Raw genomic sequence first — 20587 nt, 5'->3', positions numbered from 1 at the left:
AAAGGCCGAAACCCTAAACCGCCTAACCCGCGTCGCCAATCTCGTCAGCGCCGCGCCTCGTCGGTGGAGGCGGGTTATAGGGCCCTAACTCCGACCTGTAAATACCTTTTTAAGGAAAAAATGGATTTAATCGTGTTTTTATCACAATTCTTTTATTTTCAATGCCATAGCCTTTTTACTCTCCCCAACCACAACCATGCACATATATCACTGCTGTGACCAAGAGTTGAAAAATCACGCTATAGCCTTGTTAAAACCCAATTTCATCGATTTAGACCTGCGGCAAAAAAGACAATCTGCGAATTGTGATTCTTTTTAGAACAGCAAAAATACCGGCGATTTGCCAACAAGGTCTGTCGTATGACAAATGGTGGGGCTATGGATTTGAGTGAACTCCGGCCGCGCAGAACCTGTCGCCCTGATAGGCTATATATAAAGGTATTGCGCATCTCACGTAGGGCAGGCACAAAACAGGTGCCACAAACTGGTGTAAAAAGCGAATATGTGAACCTTTCCTTTACATTATCGCCCGATGATAGGGCCAGATATCCATGCCCTTAACAAGATGGGCATCAGGGGACCGAGGGAAGATGATGAGACTGCGACAATATCTTATGTGTGCTGCTGCGATTGCAGGACTTTCACTGGCCGGGTGTTCTGGTACCAATCTTATACCCAACACATCGTCAGGAAGCGGTAGTGACGGCAAAGGTGGACAGCCTGTCCCGTCATTTACGCAATTCACCGACATTCCAATGCCGTCCAATTCATCACTGGATATGGACAGAAGCATTATCTTTGGCGCATCCGACGCATGGCACGGACGCCTTGTGCTGAATTCTGGCGGCACTCAGGCGCAGATGTATGATTTCTACGAACGCGAAATGCCCAACTTCGGCTGGAGCAAAGTGACCGTGGTACGTGCCGACATTTCCGTCATGGTGTATGACCGTGAAAGCCGCGTTGCGACAATTAAGCTCAGCGGCAGTTCCTTTAGCGGATCGACAGTGGATGTGACGGTATCGCCGAAAGGCTGATGACGTCCCCCGATACAAAATAGAAAAAGGGTGCCATCTGGCACCCTTTTTTAATGGTCGTTTTTTGATCGCCAGTCGTTTGCAGAGACTAGCGCGTTCCAAACAAACGGTCACCCGCATCGCCGAGCCCCGGCACGATGTAAGCTTTTTCATTCAGCTTCTCATCAAGGCCCGCGGTATAGATCGGCACATCAGGATGCGCATCCTGGAAGACCTTGACCCCTTCGGGGGCGGCAACCAGTGCCATAAAGCGGATGTCCTTGTCAGCAACACCATATTTATTGAGCGTATCAATCGCAGCCACGGCTGAGTTCCCGGTCGCCAGCATCGGATCAACCAGAATAAAGATCCGGCCTTCGACTTCGGGCAATTTCACCAGATATTCAACCGGCATATGGGTTTTGGGATCACGGTACAGACCAATGTGGCCGATACGTGCAGACGGCATCAGTTCGATCAAGCCATCGGCCATGCCCGACCCCGCACGCAGGATCGGCACAACGGCAAGTTTGCGCCCCTGAATGGTCGGTGCCTTCATCGCGCAAATCGGCGTCTGGATTTCCTCATAGCTGACGGGTAGTTCGCGGGTAAGCTCGTAGCCCATCAACAGTGCAATTTCCTTGAGCAACTGCCGGAAGGTTTTGGTCGAGGTATCGACCTTGCGCATATGCGTCAGCTTATGCTGGATCAGCGGGTGATCAAGAATATGAAGATTGGGGAAATCCTTATGCGTGGTCATGTTCTGCCAGCCATCCTGTCTTGCGGCGCAGCAGCCAAAGAAACATTGCTGCCACCTGTAATGAGCTTATGGGCCTACCGCCTAAAGCCTTTGCCCAGTGATGGCAAGTAGAATGCCGCAAAAGAAACGCAAAAACAAACCCCATCCGGGCAAATTCACAAAATCGGACCAAGACGTGGGACCGACAAACAAAGACGGGGCGATACATTGCTGTATCGCCCCGTGAAACAAGCGTGCTGTAATCGACAGCGACCTTTATATGCCGACCAAAATTGGGATGGCCCTATTTGACTTCGCGGTCATTGGGTTCCGCGCGTACCGGGAAACCATCAACGCCCTGATTCTTTTTGATCTTTGCCGCATCATCGCGTGCCTGTGCGAGATTGGCATATTTACCAACACGGACATAATACCATGCCCCCTCGCCCTCTGGACCGCGAATGACCACGGCGACTTCGAGCCCGGCTTTGCGCAGTTCTTCGGCACGCTGACTGGCATTTTCATGCACTTTGAAAGCACCAACCTGAACCGAGAACGGGGTCTCTTCGTTGGACGCCGCCGCCGTGGGCTCGGATTGTTTTTCTGCTGGTTCCGAGGTCACTGGCTCTGAGGTCGCCGGAGCTTTTTCGGCGGCATCCGTTTGCTGTGCGGCAGCGGGTTCTTGTTCCTCTGCGGCCGGGGCTTCGGCTTCTGCTGTTTCAGCAGGCTCTTCCGTTTCGCGAATTTCCGGCGCATTCAGAGCTTTTTTATCGGTCGGTTCATCCAGATCCGGAGCCGCCGGTGTTTCCATCGGCTCTGACGCCACGTCCGCATTGTTTGAGGTCGTCTCATCCCCTTCGGGCACATCTGGTACCGTTTGTGAGAGCGTATCGGTGCGTTCCGCGATCAGATCGCCAACGGGATCATTACTCGTCGTATCTGTTTGCGCATTGCCTTGTGACGGAGCCGGTTCCATTTCAGGGTCAGGCACCGGCTCGCTCATCACCGGCGCGTCCGGTTCGGTTGCCAGCATTTCAATCGGTGCCGGGTCTTTTTGTGCAACGGTGTCGGTATCACTGGACTCCATGAACAGGCCTGCACCGACCAACATGCCAGCAAAGAACAATACCAGGCCCAGCATGCCAGCCCCGGTCACGAGGCCAAGGAGAGTTTTACGATCCATATCACCTATCCATGCATTGAAGTTTTGCCGATCGGCAAAGCGGTTGCCCTGTCCTTGTGCATCACCACGTCCGTCCCGGCCATAAATGAATGCAGGAAGTGGTGCATCCTTTTGCTCAGGTTCGGGTTTTTGTTCGGGTTCGGGCGCTTGCCCGGCATCCGGATTTGGGTCTGCCCGCAAATCGGGTTTGTTGGTCGGGTCCTCGCCAGCCATCCGCTTGGCCTTTCTTCACGACATTAAGGGTAAGGAGTTTTGTAACCGCCAGCCCGTTTATAAAACCCTAAAGCCGTTCAATCAGAGACATAAAGGCCTCAATTACGCGCAATTGCCGCAAAAAAGCCGATGCCCGATGATGAGCATCAAAAGCCATCGTCGCCTTCAAACAGCATAAGGACAGAATTTTGGATAAAAAAAGGGGGCTGGTATTTTCCCCGGCATTGTCCCGCACAATGATCCGGATACCAGCCCCTCGAGAGAGAGAGATCGACCTTCGGGGAGAGAGAGTCCCGAAGATAAACAGGTCATCAGCTACGCCATGTCAGTCTGATGACCGGGTCACAAACGGCATTGCCGTCTGCATTTGACGAAGACAGTCATAGAACATCGAAAAAGTAATTGCAAACGATTATCACACACATTCGCATATTTTTCTGAATATTTTCAATGCGCCCCATCGAAACCCTTCTTTGAAACGCCAACCAATGCGCGAAATTCACCCCAAAAACACACGAATTTTAGTTGCCACGCCCAGCAATTTCCGCACGGGACACCAAGTAAATGATTGTTTTCCGAATTAACCTCTGATTGGATCAGTAGAGCTACTCTTAAGAAGTAGATCCGGCGGGAGTGAGACACCCAATCAAAACTAAAAAACAAACGGTTTGCTCTGGAGTGTTTGAATGACGGGAGAAAAAGCCGCAAAGACGGCTATGACAGAAGGCAGCAACAGCCTTCTGACGTTACGGCGAATCTTGCTTGTAACGGGATTACTATTGTCAGGTGCTGTCACCTGGATGTTACTTTGGACTGGCGATACCTATCGCAATTTTGCCATTGAAACCTTGAACAATTCGGTCAGTGGCACGGTCAATTTCTTTGTCGGATCCCGCGTGGCACAGGATTACGGCGACAAGGTTACCCCCATTGTCAACGAATGGTCGCGACTAGGCAGCCTAGTCAAAAGCTTTCAGGAAAATGATCAGACCCGCATGAAGGCGGAGCTGAACATTCTGTCGAATGCCCGTCAGGTGGTGCAAGGCGAGCTCGATCTGATCGAAACGGTGGCCTATGACGAGAACTTCACCAAACTGGCAACATCGGATTCCGAACTTGGTGCCAGCATCACCGATGATCCGGCGGTTCTGGAATATCTGAAAAACCGCGAGAAGGCAGAAGCCCGTAAACCGGCGACCTATATGTGGTCAACACCGGACGGGCGCCCTGTGTTTAGTTTTATCCTGCCCGTGGGCGGTTTCCGCGCGGTTGGTTTTCTTGAAGTGGTTACCGATCCGCTGCCGACATTGGCGGGCATTGGCAAGGTGCTTGGTGGCAATTTCCGGATTTTTGACACCGATGGAACGCTTTTGTTTGAAAGCCTTGAAGATGGGCAGACAAGCGAAGGGGATGAACAAATTGCCGCTGCTGACGGAAGCGACGGGGCAGAACCCGGCAACACAGAAGCAACGCCCCCCGAGACCGCCAATACGCCAGACAGTGAAAATGCCAGCGCAACACAGCGTGCTGCGGTTGACATCCTGATTTCTGATGGGCGTGGCGGCACTTGGGCCAAGGCGACATTTGACCGCGACATTACGGATTTCTATTCCCAGACCAACGACCTGCGGATGCTTTCGATTGAAATCCTGGTTGCGGTACTTGTGGTTGGCTGGCTTGCCGGATGGATCTTGTTGCGCACAACGGTATTTCGCAATTTGCGGGCCTTTGCCCGTGCAATGACATCCATCTCGAACGGCGATACCAATGTTGATCTGCCCAAAGTCGGGTCGGATGAAATTGGGGATATGAAAAAAGCCCTGATTGGTCTTCGCGAATCAGTACGACAAGCCATGATCTTGCAAAACATGGTGGAAAACACCCCCACCATGACAGCCCTGATCACACCTGCGGGCACTTTGAGTTATCTTAATGCCAGTGCGCAGGATTATGTTGGCGGAAATACCGATACGGTTTCGGGTGACTTCCTTAATCTTGGGGATGATTTCCAGACCAAGCTTTCGAACCCGGAGAATCTGCCCTTTACCGAGGTCATGCAGAATGACCGCGATTATCTTGAACTTCTGGCAGCGCCGGTGCGCGACAAGGACAATGTTCTGTTGGGCACCATGCTGGCGTGGAACAAGGTAACCGAACGTGAAGAAAGCCGCATGGCGATCACGGAAATGATGGCCGAGGTTGCGCGTGTTGCCCAATCGGTGACCGAACAGTCCGAAGGGTTGCTTGGCCTTGCCAGCGAACTGACAAGCCAGTCGGAAAATACCGTCGCGCAATCTGGTGGGGCACTTGATGTGTCGCGTGAAGCGGCCTCAAACACCCAGAATGTCGCAACAGCGGTCGAGGAACTTTCATCGTCGATTGCCGAGATCAACCGTCAGGCATCCGAAGCATCCAATGTGACCAATCGGGCACAGCAGGAAGCCGAGGAAAGTCAGCGCAATATCGGGTCGCTTGAAAAGGCCAGCTCGGAGATCGGATCAATCATTGATCTGATCAACGATGTTGCCCACCGCACCAAGCTTCTGTCGCTTAATGCGACAATCGAAGCCGAACGTGCCGGACCACTTGGCAAGGGCTTTGCCGTGGTTGCCAACGAGGTTAAATCGCTTGCCGATCAAACCGCAAGTGCGACCGGAAAGATCGGCGAACTTACCGCCGCCATCCAGCAGGAAGTCCAGAAGGCCGCCCATTCCATCAGCACGGTTGGCGACGTTATTCATCAGGTCAATGACATCCAGTCGACCATCACCCAATCGGTGGATGAACAGCGGCGCGCAACTGGCGAGATTTCCGAAAACGTGCAGCGGATTGCGGCGGGTGCCGGATCAATGGATGAAATGATCCAGTTTGTGAATGACGGTGCGCAAAGCACGGGTAAAAACGCCCATGACTTGAACACTGCCAGCCATCAGCTTTCGGAAATGGCGCGTAACCTTTCAGAACGGATGCGTGCCTTTAGCGAGCGGATGAAACTGACGTAACAAGGCATTCTCGCCGATACACATAACGTAAAAGGCGGCCCTGCAAGGAGCCGCCTTTTTAAATGGAGATCGCAAAATCACCGTGCGGATAACGTTTTACGCCGCAGCGGATTTTGACGCGATTTCATACAAATCGCGCGAGATGTCTTCCTTGGCCAGAATGCGCTGCAAGGCAGCCTTCATCATGTCGGCCCGGTCGTCATCATATTTCGCCCATTTGCCAAGCGGTGCACACAAACGTGCGGCCACCTGTGGATTGATGTCATCAAGTTCGATCAAGCGATCAGTGTAGAATTCATAGCCCGAGCCATCCTTGGCATGGAAGTGACGCGGGTTGCCCATGGCGAATGCGCCGATAAGCGACCGGACCTTATTGGGATTGCGCATGGTAAAGGCCGGATGGCCCATCAGATCCTTGACGCGCGCCAAGGTATCATCGCGCGATGACATCGCCTGAAGTGCAAACCATTTATCAAGAACAACACCGTCCTTGGCAAAGCGGGTTTCAAAATCAGCCAAGGCATCCGCGCGGCCCGGATGATCAAGATGGTTCAGCACCGAGAGTGCGGCCATCTGATCGGTCATGTTATCGGAGGCTTTGTATTGGTCAGACGCCAGATCGGCAAAGCGGGTTTCACCAGATGCCACCAGATAGCCAAGAGCCGTTGCGCGCAAGGCACGTTGCCCGGCCGACAGGGCATCCGGGGTAAAGGCCGCCTTCGAGGCGTTTTGATGATAGGTATTTTCGAAATCATCCATCAGGGCCACGCCAATGCGTTTGCGCAGGGCGTTACGCACTTGATGAATGGCGTCAGGGTTGGCGGGTTTGCGTTGCTCGGAAATAAACTCCTCACCCGGCAGAACCAGCGCATCGGCGCGGAACGCCTTATCAAGCCCGTCATTTAAAAGGGTTGCCTGCATTGCACCAATAAAGGCATCCACCGCAACCGCCACGTCATTTAAGGCCGCATCGGCATTGCCGTCATTTTCCTCAAAATTGGAAATAGCCGACAGGATCAGGCGGGTGGCGTATTTCTGCCCCGCTTCCCAGCGGTTAAACGCATCGGAATCGTTGCCCATCAGGAAGGCAAGTTCTGCGTCTGGCTGATCGGTCACGACATTGACCGGGGCCGAGAAACCACGATTGAACGATACGACCGGTTTTTCAGTCACACCGTCAAAGACGAAGTCCTGCGTTGCTTGCGTCAATTCAACCGTTTGGGCCGCCAGGTCATTGCCATCGGTGCTAAGAAGCCCGATCGATACCGGCATATGCAGCGGTTTTTTATCGCTCTGCCCCGGGGTTGGGTCGGTTTTCTGCGTCAGGGTGATGCGGTATTGTTTGGCATCGGCGTCGTAGTCGCCTTCCCAGCAAAGTTTCGGCGTGCCAGCCTGTGAATACCAAAGTTTGAGCTGGGTGAAATCGATGTCGTTGGCATCTTCCATCGCCTTGGCGAAATCATCACAGGTCACTGCCTGCCCGTCATGGCGGTCAAAGTAAAGATCAATCCCCTTACGATAGCCATCCGGCCCGAGCAGCGTATGCATCATGCGGATCAGTTCGGCCCCTTTTTCATAGACCGTGGCGGTATAGAAATTGTTGATTTCCATATAGCTGTCAGGGCGCACCGGATGGGCCAGCGGGCCGCCGTCTTCGGGGAACTGACGCGCACGCAACTGTGCAACATCCTTGATCCGTTGCACAGGGCGGGACCGTTGATCGGCGGAGAATTCCTGATCACGGAAAACGGTCAGACCTTCTTTAAGCGACAATTGGAACCAGTCGCGACAGGTTACCCGGTTGCCCGACCAGTTGTGGAAGTATTCATGCGCAACAATGGATTCGATCAGTTCAAAATCCATGTCCGTCGCGGTATCTGGCTTGGCGAGAATGTATTTGGCGTTAAAGACGTTCAGGCTTTTGTTTTCCATCGCCCCCATGTTGAAATCCGACACGGCGACGATGTTGAACAGATCAAGATCATATTCAAGACCATAGACCTCCTCGTCCCATTTCATGGAGCGTTTCAAACTGTCCATCGCGTAGTCGCAGCGATCTTCGTTGCCATGTTCGACAAAGATGCGCAGTGCCACGTCCCGCCCGGAAACGGTTTTAAAACTATCCTCGACACAGGCCAAGTCGCCTGCCACCAGAGCAAACAAATAGGACGGTTTGGGGAATGGATCTTCCCACACCGCGAAATGACGCCCACCGTCGAGGTCACCGCTGTCGATCAGGTTGCCGTTTGACAGCAGAACCGGACAGGATGCTTTATCCGCATTGATGGTGACCTTGAAGGTTGCCATAACGTCAGGACGATCGGGGAAATAGGTAATGCGGCGGAAGCCTTCGGCCTCGCACTGGGTGCAAAAGGCACTTTGCGAAACGTATAACCCCTCAAGGCGGGTATTGTTGGCTGGTGAAATCTGCGTTTCGATTTCCGCGATGAAGGCTTCGCGTGGCGCCTTAAAGCGCAGACCTTCGGCATCGACGGTAAAATCACCGGATGCGAGACGTTTCTCATTCAGGGAGACCGAAACAAGTTTCATGTCCTCGCCGTGCAGGAAAACTTCATCGTCAACGCCGGTACCCCGCGCAGGATTCGCATGTATGAAAAGGCGCGACTTGACGTTTGTGACCTCTCGTTCCAGATCAAAGACCAGTTCGACCTTTTCTACAAAAAAGTCAGGTTCTTTATAGTCTTTACGCGAAATCACGTGGCGCTGATCAGACATTTTTGCGTCCTTTTTCCCTTGGTCTGCGCGGTATTGGAATGGATTGTATAAAATCCACTTTTTTGCACCGCGATGTGGTTTGTAAGAACTGAATTTCGTTCATTACCCTAAGTGATAGGATAAAATTCATTTTTCGACAAATGCGGAGTTTACGGCGCCGAATTTAGTATGCATAATCCCAAACGGTGGCGCGAGGGGGGCCGAAGTTTCACATTTCGTGGGGCGAGAGTGATCTTTGGTTTCCCTCACTCCTTCTGCCTGCCAGTGGCTATGCAGACGGACGCAATCCGGGTCGCACCCAAGCCAATAATCAAACTATCCCAATCATATTCTCACCTTCTGTTTTGTGAGTCCGATTAATCGGGATAGAATAATTGTGACCTGACGGGGAAAAATCACTTCCAAGGGAAATCGCCAATGTCCGAAACGTTCCAGATTCTGATCGCAGATGATCACCCGCTTGTCCGGGGTGCCCTTAAACAAGCATTGTCAACAGAACTGGATAACGTGACATTATACGAGGCTGGAAGCCTGTTTGAAGCCATCGAGCAAATCGAAGCCCACAAGGGCGACATCGATCTTGTTCTTCTTGATCTTCATATGCCCGGCATGAACGGTTTTACCGGCCTGTTTACCCTGCGCGCGTCTTATCCCGATATTCCGGTATCGATTGTTTCGGCCAGTCAGGACATGCCGGTTGTGCGCCGGTCCATCGAATACGGGGCATCGGCGTTCGTTCCGAAATCCGCCCCAGTAGACCAGATTGGTCTTGCGGTCAAAACCGTTCTGGATGGCGGGATGTGGATGCCCGACTGGGCCCGGGATGCCATGGAAAATGGCCCTGCCGATGACGAGGCCACTAATCTGGCGGAAAAAATCGGTCAACTGACCCCGCAACAGCTCCGTGTTTTGAACATGCTGACCGAAGGCAAGCTGAATAAACAGATTGCCTATGAGCTTGATGTCACCGAAGCCACGGTCAAGGCCCATGTATCGGCGATCCTGCGCAAGCTTTCGGTCCATAGCCGTACACAGGCGGTAATTATTGCGCGCGAATTGCAGCTTCAGGAGCCGGCAATCGAGACGTAAGCGATTATCGCTAAACCTGATCTGATATCTCTGTCATCAGGCTTTCAAAAGCCCTGCTGCCGCGGCCTTGATCGCGACGGAGACGTCATCTATGGCGCTGTCGTCACTTAAGGCCCGCGCCATGGTCAGCCCGCCGATCAATATTCCCAGAAAAGCCCACGCCTTGGCGCGCTGCTGTTGCGTGCCGAACTGCGGCAGTCCTTTGGCAATCAAGGTTGCGATGGTTTGCATTTTACGGTCGTACAGGGCGCGTGTTTGCGCATCTGCGCGCGTCATTTCCGGCGAAAGACTGGTCATCGCACAGCCACACGCCAGATCATCGCGATGCGCACGCCCGAGATAATACTCAATAAAGGCATCGGTCCAGCCATCGCCATAATCACGCTGAAACCGTGGGACACCATCGATCACTTCATCAAGTCCAAGATCAAGTGCGGCCCGAAACGCCCCGTCTTTTGACCCGAAATGGGCATAGAATGCACCGGACGTCGCATTGGCCGCCTTGGCAATGCCATCAACCCCCACCCCGGCAAACCCGTTTTCACGAAAACCGCGACTTGCGGCATCGAGCATGTTGCGGCGGGTTTCTTCCTTGCGCGTCCGGTTTTTAACCATGGAATCCTCAAAATATATCGGTCGTTATATTTTTAATTGACAACCATGCGATTGTCGATCATTCATTTATATAACGTTCGTTATATTTTTAACTTTACGGATCAACCCGAATGAAACCCGACGCCAAACATACCGTGGATTTACCCCCAACCCAGATTGACCGCCGTGAATTCTTGACATTCGCGGCGGCCGGTTTGACCGCAACAGGCACAGGCCTTCTTATCCCGTCTTTGGCCGATGCCGGCCCCCTTTCGCAGAAAACAGGAACCCATCCCATGTCACAGAAAGCTTTTGTCTATACCGAACTTCAAATCTCGGCCCCTTTTGATCAGGTGCCGTGGCAGCAGATCAACGAGACGATTAAAACCAAACCGGGATTTTTGAACAAGACGTGGCTTTCGGGGGTCGGCAACAACTCGGCGGGTGGTATCTATGCCTTTGACTCAATCGAAAATGCGCAAGCATTTGTTACCGATTACTTCCCGGCCGAGGCCCGCAATTTCGGTGTTGCCCAGACCACCCGCGTTTTTGATGCTACTGCAACAACCGATGCCAGCATCGACATGAATTCAGTGCATTACGGCGCGTCCCCGACAGCAGCCCCGGCCGCATTTGTCTATACCGAGGTGCAACTTCATGTCCTGCCGTTTGATCACGGACCATGGCGGGCATTTAATCCGGTTTTAAAACAACAACCGGGGCTTTTGTCCAAAACCTGGCTAAGCGGCCTTCACACCGGAACGGTTGGCGGTTTCTATGCCTTTGACTCACTTGAAAACGCCCGGAAATTTGCCCTTGATTACTTCCCGGGTGAAGCCAAAACGTTAAACGCGGCCTTTTATACCCGCGTGTTTGACGCCCCGGTTACCGAGGCGGCAAGCCGTGACATGGCATCGCCCTTTTATGGCTGATTGCTGAAACCATGCTGATCAAAATCGTTGGGCGCACCATGCATTTGATGGTGCGTCCTTGATCTATTTGCGCGATGCGGCACACTGATCTCTACTTACTTTGCCATCTGAGAACCCGATAGTGCGGAACATCCCCATCCGACACGACGTTAAACACGTGTAATGCTGCCGCTTGCAATTTTGCCCGGCAGGGACGAAGCGGAGCAAATTGCATGAGCGATCCAATCGCAGCGCAAGAAGACAGTCTGGATCAAACCAAAGCCAATGATGCCCGACAAGCGGCACGCGCGCGCGCCTATCGCCGCGCGCGGACAATATCGGTGATCGGGACGTTTGGGGTTCTCTCGCTTGGTTGCATTTATATCGCACAGGACCTTTTGTTTCCCATCACCCTTGCCTTTTTGCTGTCACTGGTCTTTTCACCCGTGGTTCGGACATTCGCCCGGGCGCGTATTCCGCGTGTCCTGACGGCCTTTACGATTGTGCTGGGCTTAACTGCCACGGCAATTGCCGGGGTTTACGGGCTCAGCGGGCCGGTATCGGGCTGGATCGATGAAGCCCCGCAAATCGAACGGCAATTACGCTTGCGTCTGGCTGATCTTGGCGAACCGCTTGATAAGCTTCGCGATGCGCAAAAACAGGTATCAGAGGCCACCGACCAAAATAATGAGGGCGACGACGTTCAAAAAGTTGTCGTCGCCGAACCCAACCTGATCAGTCAGGCCGCCCAAGGCGCACCGGGCATTGCCACGGGCATTGCGCTGATGCTTGTTTTATTGCTGTTTATCCTGTCGGGTGGGGATTTGGTTTATGAAAAAATGGTGCGCGCCCTTCCGACCTTTGGCGACCGACGCAAGGGGCTGCGGATTGCCCATGACGTTGAACGCGAAGTATCGCGGTATCTTGCGACGATTTCGGCAATCAACATCATACTTGGCATTGTTATTGGCACACTCATGGCCGTTATTGGCATGCCCAACCCGTTCCTGTGGGGTGTTGCCGCCGCGGTTCTGAACTTTGTTCCGGTCCTTGGGGCGCTGTGCGGGGTCATGCTGGTGGGTGTTGTTGCATTGGTCTCGGTCCAAACCACGAGCGAGGCGTTACTCGCCCCTGCCCTGTATCTTGCCTGCACAGCCCTTGAAGGACAGCTGATCACACCCGCCCTTGTCGGCAACAGGCTTCGGATCAACTCCATCGCCATCATTCTGGCGATTGCATTTTGGGGTTGGCTTTGGGGCTTTGTCGGGGTGCTGGTTGCCGTGCCGCTTTTGATTGTCACCAGTGTCATTGCCAATCACGTCGAAGGATTGGGCGGGCTTCGCGAACTTTTGGGCCCGCATGTGAAAGCACCTTGAAGGAGGACTAACACTCTTCTGAAACGCACAAGATAATTTCACACTCTACAACACACCCGATGAAATCAACGCCGCTGCACACCAAAAGTTAAACATTGCTAGACACAAATAAATCGATTAGCACTATCAACAGTATAGCTACTCTTGCGTTGGGGGAAATGGGGTGCACAAACTACCAAAGTTCAGGTCGATCATTTGCGCAACAATCGCTGCAGGCATTCTGTTTCCGGGCATTGCATCCGCAGAAGATGCAACCTGGTCAGGATTTTACGGCGGCCTTGCGCTTGGTGGGACGTATGGGGAGAGCAATCCTGATACGGTCGGCGAATCGACCCCCTATTTCACCAGTGACGACCCCGCGGTTCAGCGTCCTTACCTGCAGAAAAGCCTCGATGACCTCGCTCTGAATGGATCAGTTTTGGGGGGATATGACCACCAAAGCGGCCAGCTTGTTTACGGGATCGAAGCGGACCTTTCGGTAATGGATTATTCTGCCAGCACCGCATCCGGGCCGGTGCGTTATAATTCTGCGGGTGTCGACTTCAATATCAATTCGACGCTGGAAACCAACTTTGCGTTCAGCATTCGCCCCAAGATCGGATATGCCGTTGGAAACTGGATGTTCCATGCTGCTGCGGGTCCGTCGATCGGTTATTTCGACTATGATTTCCGCTACACCGACACCAACGCCGGCGCTGCAAACGACTTCAGTAAAAGCACGCTGGCATTAGGCATTTCATCTGGGCTTGGTTCGTCCTACAAGCTTGATAATGGTTGGGTACTGCGCGGCGACTACGTCATGAACTACTACCCAAAAGTCATTGATGAACGTCAGAGCTTCGTCAGATCCGGCTTCCAAGGTTCCTTCGACCATCAGGTTGATTTCCAGTCTCACAACCTGCGCTTCGCAGTGATCAAGCGTTTCTGATCCAATCGACGGACTGTGTCATTGTTTTCTTCAAGGGATTCTGACACCCTTCAACCATGTCGCAGGATCACGTTCGCATAATTTCCCATGATTGTCTCGGTGTTGAAGCCGTCATGGCCGAAACACGCCACAGCTTTGCCAAACACACCCATGAAACATTCGGGATCGGATATATGTATGCGGGGGCGCAAAAATCCGCATCCGGGCGTGGCATGGTCGAAGCCGGCGCGGGCAACATCATCACCGTCAATCCGCGTGAAGTGCACGATGGTCATCCGATTGGCGATGGGCCGCGCGGCTGGAACATGCTGTATTTCACGCCCGATATAATTGCCGATGCCGTGCGCGATATGACGGATGGCAAAAGCGATCAATATAGCTTTATCCAGCCAGTGATGAACCGCCCCGATGTCCGCCATAGTTTTACCGCCCTTTTTGATGCCATCACCAACGGCACCGCCGATGCCGCGCGATTGCGCCGTCAGGAAATGTTGTTGATCTTGCTGCATCATGCGGTGATGACACCGGGGCAATCCGACGCGCCGGGCTTGCACACAGCATCACGCACCGCCGTTGCCAGCAACCGCATCCGGAACGCCAAGGCATTGCTTGACGATGCCCCGACCACATCGCACAGCCTTGATGATCTTGCCACGGCGGCAGGCTTGAGCAAATTTCAAACCCTGCGCGATTTCACCCGTGCGACCGGCCTGACCCCGCATGCCTATTTGATCCAGCGGCGTATTGACCTTGCGCGCGATATGATCAAACGTGGCGAAACGCTTGCTGATATCGCCCATGGGGCGGGCTTTGCTGATCAAAGCCATCTGAACCGCCATTTTATCCGTGCCTTTGGCATCACACCGGGCCGCTATGCCCGTGCGGTGCGGGCCAACTGAGCCCATTCACACCCAAGAACACCCTGCAATTTCGTTCAAGAATGCCCTGCCCGATCCGCCTATTTTGGCGATCCATGCAGCCAATTGAACGGAACCGCCATGATTACCCTTGAATATCTTCTGACATCGCTGATTGTCGTTTTACTGCCGGGAACCGGCGTGATTTATACTCTTGCGCTTGGATTGGGGCGCGGCACAAAAGCCAGCATCTGGGCGGCTTTTGGCTGCACGCTTGGCATTGTGCCGCATATGGCCGCCTGCATCCTTGGCCTTTCGGCTTTGCTTCATGCCAGTGCAGTTGCGTTTGAGGTCGTGCGCTATCTTGGGGTGGCGTGGTTGCTCTATATGGCGTGGGGGATGTGGCATGGCACGGGCGCGATGAAAGTCACCGCCAATGACAGCCCGGCCAGCATCGCCAAAATCATCCGCGACGGGATTTTGCTTAATCTGCTCAATCCCAAACTGTCGGTCTTCTTCCTCGCCTTCCTGCCGCAATTTGTTAGCGCTAACACGCCCGATACAACGGGGGAAATGACCGTGCTTGGCCTTGTATTCATGGCGATGACGTTTGCGGTGTTTGTGGGGTATGGGTGCTTTGCTGGTGCTGTACGACACCACATCATCGAACGGCCCAATGTGATGCAATGGTTGGGCAAGGGGTTTGCCGGTGCTTTCATTGCGATGGGTGCGAAGCTAGCCCTTACTGAACGATAGAACAGTATTATTAACGTCCATTGCAACATGGTATTCTAGGTTCGATCAAAGGAACCCGTGCAATGCAACCAACCTACGCCCTTAAACCGATTAAGACCGAAACCGACCATGAAGCGGCAATAGAACATCTTGAAAGCCTGTGGGGTGCCAAACCCGGCACGCCAGAGGCCGATCAGCTTGAAATCCTTGGCATCCTGATTGATCAGTATGAAGCACAGAAAGTCCCGATAGCCGCACCGGATACGGTCGAGGCCGTACCGTTTTATATGGAGCAAAATGGGTTGGAACGTGCGGAACTCGGCAAACTGCTGGGCAGTCGCTCCCGCGCCTCAGAATTCCTCAATCACAAGACAAGTCTGTCGCTTACTCAAATTCGGAAGCTCAATGAAGCGTGGAATATCCCGGCAGATATTCTGATCCAGCCGGTTCGGGAAGGTGCTTAAGCAGCATAAATCTGCCCCTTTCTTTTCCGAATCAAATCCGGAGCGTTATCCAATGCGCTGAGCACAACAGCTTGCTTTTCGTTTACAACAGAGATTGAACGCCACCCCAAGCTATCGAGCACGTTTCTTTGAGCCTCATCTGGTTGCAACAAAGAGCAATGTGATCGTGTCACATAAAACAAAAGGTCAAGTTCCGATTTCGTAGAAACATACCGTTTTTCTTTAGACAGGATGGCAGATTCCTTAGAAACCAAATCATACATTGAGGCCACTGAAGGCACATCTCTAGATTGACCGACAAGAAATCTGCCCAAATCTTCAATATCTTCCGACTTTTTGACCTTCCTGAGAATTTCTTTGAACTCGCCGCGATTAACACTCAGGTCAGTGATTTCCTTTACCTGAAACCTAAGATCGTTCCATTGAACGTCAATAACTGATCCTTGCTCAGGAGCGATAAAATCTTTGCAATCATGCGGAATATCAAAGATCTCTAAGAACCGATCGACACAGTATTTCTCTCTTTCCGGCTTCCCTCGATTTGAAAAATAGTGACGCCACTCAGTTAGTGTCTCAATCCAGTAATTCTTGAGCTTTGTGTGATTGTTCATCAAAAGCTTCCATCTAAAATCACTCCGCAGCATCAGAACCAAGTCGATTAAGTGCCCGCGTCATCAATGCCCGCAGCTTAGCAGGTCTCAACGGTTTGTTAAGCAGGGAGAAACCCTGCTCTCTTATCAGGTCACTGGTTTCAGTTGAGCGGTCGGCGGTGATGAGCACGCCCGGTACGTTAATGGCGTGAACATCGCGCAGTTTGATCAGGCAGTCGAGGCCGGTCTGGCCGGAATCAAGGTGATAGTCGGCAAGGATGATGTCCGGTGCGAAGGCTGGTTTGCTGTCTGCGCCGTCCTTGGTCAGCATTTCTTCGGCAACTGCGCCAGAGCGCGCCGTTGCGACGACGCAATCCCAGTTTTCCAGCATGGCGCGCATGCCGTCCAGAATATCGGGCTCGTTGTCGATACACAGCACGCGCAAGCCCCCCAGTTCGCCCGCCATGCGGCGTTTGGGTTTGGGCGCGGTTTGTGGGGCGGCGATGCCCAGCGGTACATCAACGGAAAACACCGTGCCGCGTCCGGGACGGGATCTCACCGATACCGCGTGATCAAGCGACCGGCCAAGGCGTTCGACGATGGCGAGGCCAAGACCAAGGCCCTTTACATCGGTGGTTTCGGGGCCTTCAAGGCGATGGAATTCGCGGAAGATGATTTTCAGTTTGTCTTCGGGGATGCCCGGTCCGCTGTCCCAGACCTCCACCCGCACATGATCGCCGCGCACACGGCACCCGACCACCGCCCCGCCGGTTCGGGTATAGCGCATGGCGTTGGAAATGAAGTTTTGCAGGATACGGCGCAGCAGGCGAGAGTCACTTCTGACCCAAAGATCGCGTTTATGGACCTTAAAGCTAAGCCCCGCGTGTTCGGCGACCGGGCCAAATTCGGTTTCAAGCGCGCCCAATACATCACCCAGCGCAAAGTCGCGAATGGTTGGCTTCATCGCCCCCGCATCAAGCTTGCAGATATCAAGAAGCTCGTTGAGCAGTTCTTCAACGCCCTTAAGCGACAAATCAACCTTACCAACCAGATCAAACACGTCCTCAGCCAAGCCATGCTTACCGCCAAGGGCGACTGTAAACAGGCGGGCGGCATTGAGCGGTTGCAGAAGGTCGTGGCTGGCGGCGGCAAAGAACCGGGTTTTGGTATCGTTGGCGGTTTCGGCCTGTTCCTTGGCGACCGACAGTTCGGAATTAAGCACCTCAAGCGCGTGGGTGCGCTCTGTCACCCGGGCCTCAAGCCCTTCGTTGGCTTCTTTGAGCGCCTGCTCGGCAGTTTTGCGTTCGGTGATGTCGTGATAAATACAGAAATAGCCCAGAACTTGGCCGGTTTCGTCAAAGTGCGGGATATAGGTGCCTTCGGCATAGCGGCCTTCGCGTACGCCGAGAATTCCGCGCTCGTCATTGCGGTTGCGCGTGATGGCCGGGAATTCGATTTCAAAGCTTTGGCGGTATCCTTCAAGTACCAGCGCAATCATCGGGGCAAGATGGACATAGCGTTCCTCACCCACCGCTTCGCGGACGGCCATGCCATGCGCCTCAACCCGACGCAGGCCAAACATCTTTTCATAGGGGCGGTTGGTAAAGCGAAGACGCTGATTTTTGTCGGCATAGGCTATCATTACCGGAATATTATCGGTGTAAATGCGAATGTTACGTTCGCTTTCGCGGAGCGCCTCTTCGGTGCGCACGCGCGCGGTGATGTCAGCAATGGTGGCAACAAAGCCGCCATCGGGCATCGGGTTGGTGCGGATTTCAAGCACCATGCCGTCGGACCGTTTGCGTTCATAGGTATGGGGCAAGCGACGCATTTGCGGGGCGGCATTACGGCCAAGGATAATATCAATATCGACCGCGCGCACAGTATTGTCGCGGCAAATACCGACCAGTTCGGACAGGGGCAAGGTGACCTGAATGTCGCTGGTGGCAAGGCCCAGAAGATCAATGAAGCGATGATTCCATGTGGCCAGACGCAAGTTTTGGTCAAACACCCCGACGCCCTGGGAAATGTTTTCCAGCGTGTTGAGCAAAAGGTCGCGGTTGAATTTGATCGCCTCGGACGCCTCGTCAAGCAATTCCATCGCATCGCGGCGCGATACGGCCTTGTCGGGCAACAGAAGCGCCATCACCACGCGCGATGATGCGGCACCAACCGCCCCCGACAGCAAATGTTCGGTAAAGTTTGCGGCATCAACATCGGCAATGTCGGACCGTTTGGCCGCACCTTCGCGTTTTTGCAGGTAATTGCGAAAGGCACGCTGCGCCCAGTGTTTGCCCAAAAACCGTGCGGCAAGGTCTTCAAGATCGCCCAGCGTCACCCTGCCCGGCCATGTGTCGGTGCGCGTACTTGTATCTTTGCGCCAAACATCGACAAAACGTTGGGCCTGACGGCGCTGGGTCACCCCCTGAACGCCGACAGCCGAGCCAACAAACATCAGAACGAAGTTAAGCCCCAGCGACCAGACCACCCCATGGGTTAGCGGATCTTCGATCCCGACACCAAGTAGGGCCTGCGGACGCAAAATGCCGATACCAAACGGCCCGTCGGTCAGGATCGATACCGGCAAAAGTCCACCCTGAACAAAGCCCGGCAGCAAAAGCGTATAGGCCCACAGAATGAACCCCCACGCCAGACCAAGGCGCACACCGGTCCGGTTGATTGATTTCAGATAGATCGCAGCCAAAACCGCCGGGGCAAATTGCGCCATCGCGGCAAAGGACAGCATGCCGATATCGGCCAGCGCATATTTTTCCGACAGAAACCGGTAAAACCCATAGGCCAGAAACAACAATACAATCACCGCCGCCCGGCGAACTTTGAGCAGCACCTGACTGACATCGCCCGACATGCGGCTTTGCAGTTTTTCCGAACGCAGCAAAAGCGGCATGACCAGATCATTGCAGACCATAGTCGAAACCGCGACGCATGAAACAATCACCATCCCGGTACTGGCTGACAACCCACCGATAAAGGCCAAAACTGCCAACCAGTTTTGCCCGGCCAACAAGGGTAAGGTCAAAACGAATGTATCGGGATTAACCGTCGGATCACCACGAAACAGGAACAGCCCGGCCACGGCAATTGGCACAACAAAGATATTGATCGCAATCAGATAGGCGGGAAACAGCCAGCGCGCGCTGGTCAGGTTGCGGCTGTCGTCGTTTTCCACAAAGGTCACATGGAACTGACGCGGCAGACAGAAAATCGCAAAGGCCGCCAGAAGCGTTGAAATAAAGAAATGCGAGGTTAGCCACGTATCGGGTTTAAATATTTGGCGCACGGTCGGATCGGCAATGGCGCGCGCGTTCATATCGCCAAATCCGTCAAACAGGCCATAAACGACAAATACACCAACCAGCAAAAGGGCAACCAGTTTGACGATGCTTTCGAATGCCACCGCCAGGATCAAGCCATCATGATGTTCGGATGCGTGGATGTAGCGCACGCCAAACAGGATGGCAAAAACCGCCATCAAAATCGTGACGTAAAACGCGGTGTCCTTGGAAAAATCCGATGCCGAGTGGCTTACGATCTGTTCGCCCAACTGGCCAATCAAAACATCAAAGGACAGTGACACGGCTTTGAGCTGAAGCGAGATATAGGCAAGCACACCCACCACTGCGATCACCGCAACAAGGGCAGCCAGACTTTGGCTTTTGCCATAGCGCGATCCCAGAAAATCGGCGATTGAGGTGATGTTTTGTTCGCGGCAGACCGTGGCGATTTTGGTCATGATGCCAAAACCGAAAATCATGATCACCAATGGCCCGATATAAATTGGCAGGAACGCCCAGCCGCGTGTTGCGGCCGTCCCGACCGAGCCAAAGAACGTCCAACTGGTGCAATAGACCGCCATGGAAAGCGCATAGATGGTCGGTTTAAGCTTGGACGCACGCCATTTATCGGCATATTTGTCGCCATAATGGGCAATGGCGAACAAAAGCCCGATATAGGCCATGGCAACAATAAAGATCAGTCCGCCCTGAAGCATCCGTGAATGGCCCTGTATAAGTATCTGTAATCTGGCTGCCAATTCAGGCAGTTATAATTATCTGTTATCGGGACTATACCACGACTGACATATTGTCTAAAACGACCCAAATCTCATTGCGACCAAAGACCTAAGAGAGTTG

Annotated in this window: 16 protein-coding genes and 1 pseudogene; 11 read left to right on the top strand and 6 right to left on the bottom strand. The window is 53.4% G+C overall.

From position 1 onward, the window contains the following. Together AMM48_RS22320 and AMM48_RS01485 are read left to right on the top strand one after the other, a co-directional pair. Positions 1-219 (top strand): hypothetical protein (locus AMM48_RS22320; RefSeq protein ID WP_206748217.1); only part of this gene is annotated, 219 nt, incomplete at its 5' end. A gap of 371 nt (positions 220-590) precedes the next feature. Beyond that, positions 591-1037: a hypothetical protein gene (locus AMM48_RS01485; RefSeq protein WP_244271082.1), complete on the top strand. Its 447-nt coding sequence runs from the start codon at positions 591-593 to the stop codon at positions 1035-1037. Between the two features lie 88 nt (positions 1038-1125). Here AMM48_RS01485 and upp read toward each other — a convergent pair whose 3' ends face one another. Beyond that, complete coding sequence (upp, locus tag AMM48_RS01480; protein ID WP_102782642.1) at positions 1126-1776, bottom strand: uracil phosphoribosyltransferase; 651 nt, start codon at positions 1774-1776, stop codon at positions 1126-1128. Between the two features lie 283 nt (positions 1777-2059). Next, positions 2060-3151 (bottom strand): SPOR domain-containing protein, encoded by a 1092-nt coding sequence (locus AMM48_RS01475; RefSeq protein WP_102782641.1) that lies wholly within the window; start codon positions 3149-3151, stop codon positions 2060-2062. A gap of 686 nt (positions 3152-3837) precedes the next feature. Here AMM48_RS01475 and AMM48_RS01470 point away from each other — a divergent pair. Beyond that, positions 3838-6153: a HAMP domain-containing methyl-accepting chemotaxis protein gene (locus AMM48_RS01470; protein ID WP_244271081.1), complete on the top strand. Its 2316-nt coding sequence runs from the start codon at positions 3838-3840 to the stop codon at positions 6151-6153. A gap of 96 nt (positions 6154-6249) precedes the next feature. On the opposite strand, the gene pepN is transcribed toward AMM48_RS01470, so the two are convergent. Beyond that, on the bottom strand, positions 6250-8889 hold the full coding sequence (gene pepN / locus AMM48_RS01465) for an aminopeptidase N (protein WP_102782640.1): 2640 nt from the start codon (positions 8887-8889) through the stop codon (positions 6250-6252). 417 nt (positions 8890-9306) lie between these two features. Between pepN and AMM48_RS01460 the strand changes: the two genes are divergently transcribed. After that, the gene (locus tag AMM48_RS01460) at positions 9307-9978 is read left to right on the top strand and encodes a response regulator transcription factor (RefSeq protein WP_101303961.1); all 672 of its coding nucleotides are present in this window, start codon (positions 9307-9309) and stop codon (positions 9976-9978) included. Between the two features lie 36 nt (positions 9979-10014). On the opposite strand, the gene AMM48_RS01455 is transcribed toward AMM48_RS01460, so the two are convergent. Further along, entirely contained in the window at positions 10015-10593 is a 579-nt protein-coding gene (locus tag AMM48_RS01455; protein ID WP_102782639.1) for a TetR/AcrR family transcriptional regulator, read from the bottom strand. Positions 10594-10703: 110 nt separating this feature from the next. Here AMM48_RS01455 and AMM48_RS22465 point away from each other — a divergent pair. The 7 genes and pseudogenes from AMM48_RS22465 to AMM48_RS01425 all read left to right on the top strand — a co-directional run. Beyond that, a pseudogene (locus AMM48_RS22465) lies at positions 10704-10823 on the top strand (twin-arginine translocation signal domain-containing protein); the annotation flags it as partial. A 45-nt stretch (positions 10824-10868) separates the two neighbouring features. Continuing rightward, on the top strand, positions 10869-11504 hold the full coding sequence (locus AMM48_RS01450) for a YdhR family protein (protein ID WP_244271080.1): 636 nt from the start codon (positions 10869-10871) through the stop codon (positions 11502-11504). A gap of 212 nt (positions 11505-11716) precedes the next feature. Then, positions 11717-12859, top strand: a complete 1143-nt coding sequence (locus AMM48_RS01445; protein WP_102782637.1) for an AI-2E family transporter — start codon at positions 11717-11719, stop codon at positions 12857-12859. Positions 12860-13022: 163 nt separating this feature from the next. Next, positions 13023-13787, top strand: a complete 765-nt coding sequence (locus AMM48_RS01440) for a porin family protein (protein ID WP_102782636.1) — start codon at positions 13023-13025, stop codon at positions 13785-13787. Positions 13788-13900: 113 nt separating this feature from the next. Next, positions 13901-14686, top strand: a complete 786-nt coding sequence (locus AMM48_RS01435) for an AraC family transcriptional regulator (RefSeq protein WP_244271079.1) — start codon at positions 13901-13903, stop codon at positions 14684-14686. Positions 14687-14785: 99 nt separating this feature from the next. Continuing rightward, the gene (locus AMM48_RS01430; protein ID WP_102782634.1) at positions 14786-15400 is read left to right on the top strand and encodes a LysE family translocator; all 615 of its coding nucleotides are present in this window, start codon (positions 14786-14788) and stop codon (positions 15398-15400) included. Positions 15401-15462: 62 nt separating this feature from the next. Then, the gene (locus tag AMM48_RS01425) at positions 15463-15843 is read left to right on the top strand and encodes a transcriptional regulator (RefSeq protein WP_102782633.1); all 381 of its coding nucleotides are present in this window, start codon (positions 15463-15465) and stop codon (positions 15841-15843) included. Here AMM48_RS01425 and AMM48_RS01420 read toward each other — a convergent pair. Beyond that, positions 15840-16454, bottom strand: coding sequence for a DUF1780 domain-containing protein (locus AMM48_RS01420; protein WP_022733589.1), 615 nt, complete (start codon positions 16452-16454; stop codon positions 15840-15842). The two genes, AMM48_RS01425 and AMM48_RS01420, sit on opposite strands and share 4 nt — an antisense overlap. A 19-nt stretch (positions 16455-16473) precedes the next feature. Continuing rightward, entirely contained in the window at positions 16474-20445 is a 3972-nt protein-coding gene (locus AMM48_RS01415; protein ID WP_102782632.1) for a NahK/ErcS family hybrid sensor histidine kinase/response regulator, read from the bottom strand. Positions 20446-20587: the final 142 nt, after the last annotated feature.

The organism is Thalassospira sp. GB04J01 (assembly GCF_000751115.1).
GTDB lineage: Bacteria > Pseudomonadota > Alphaproteobacteria > Rhodospirillales > Thalassospiraceae > Thalassospira > Thalassospira lucentensis.
Note: the sequence above shows the minus strand (reverse complement) of the source record. Positions and strands in the feature narration are given on the sequence as shown.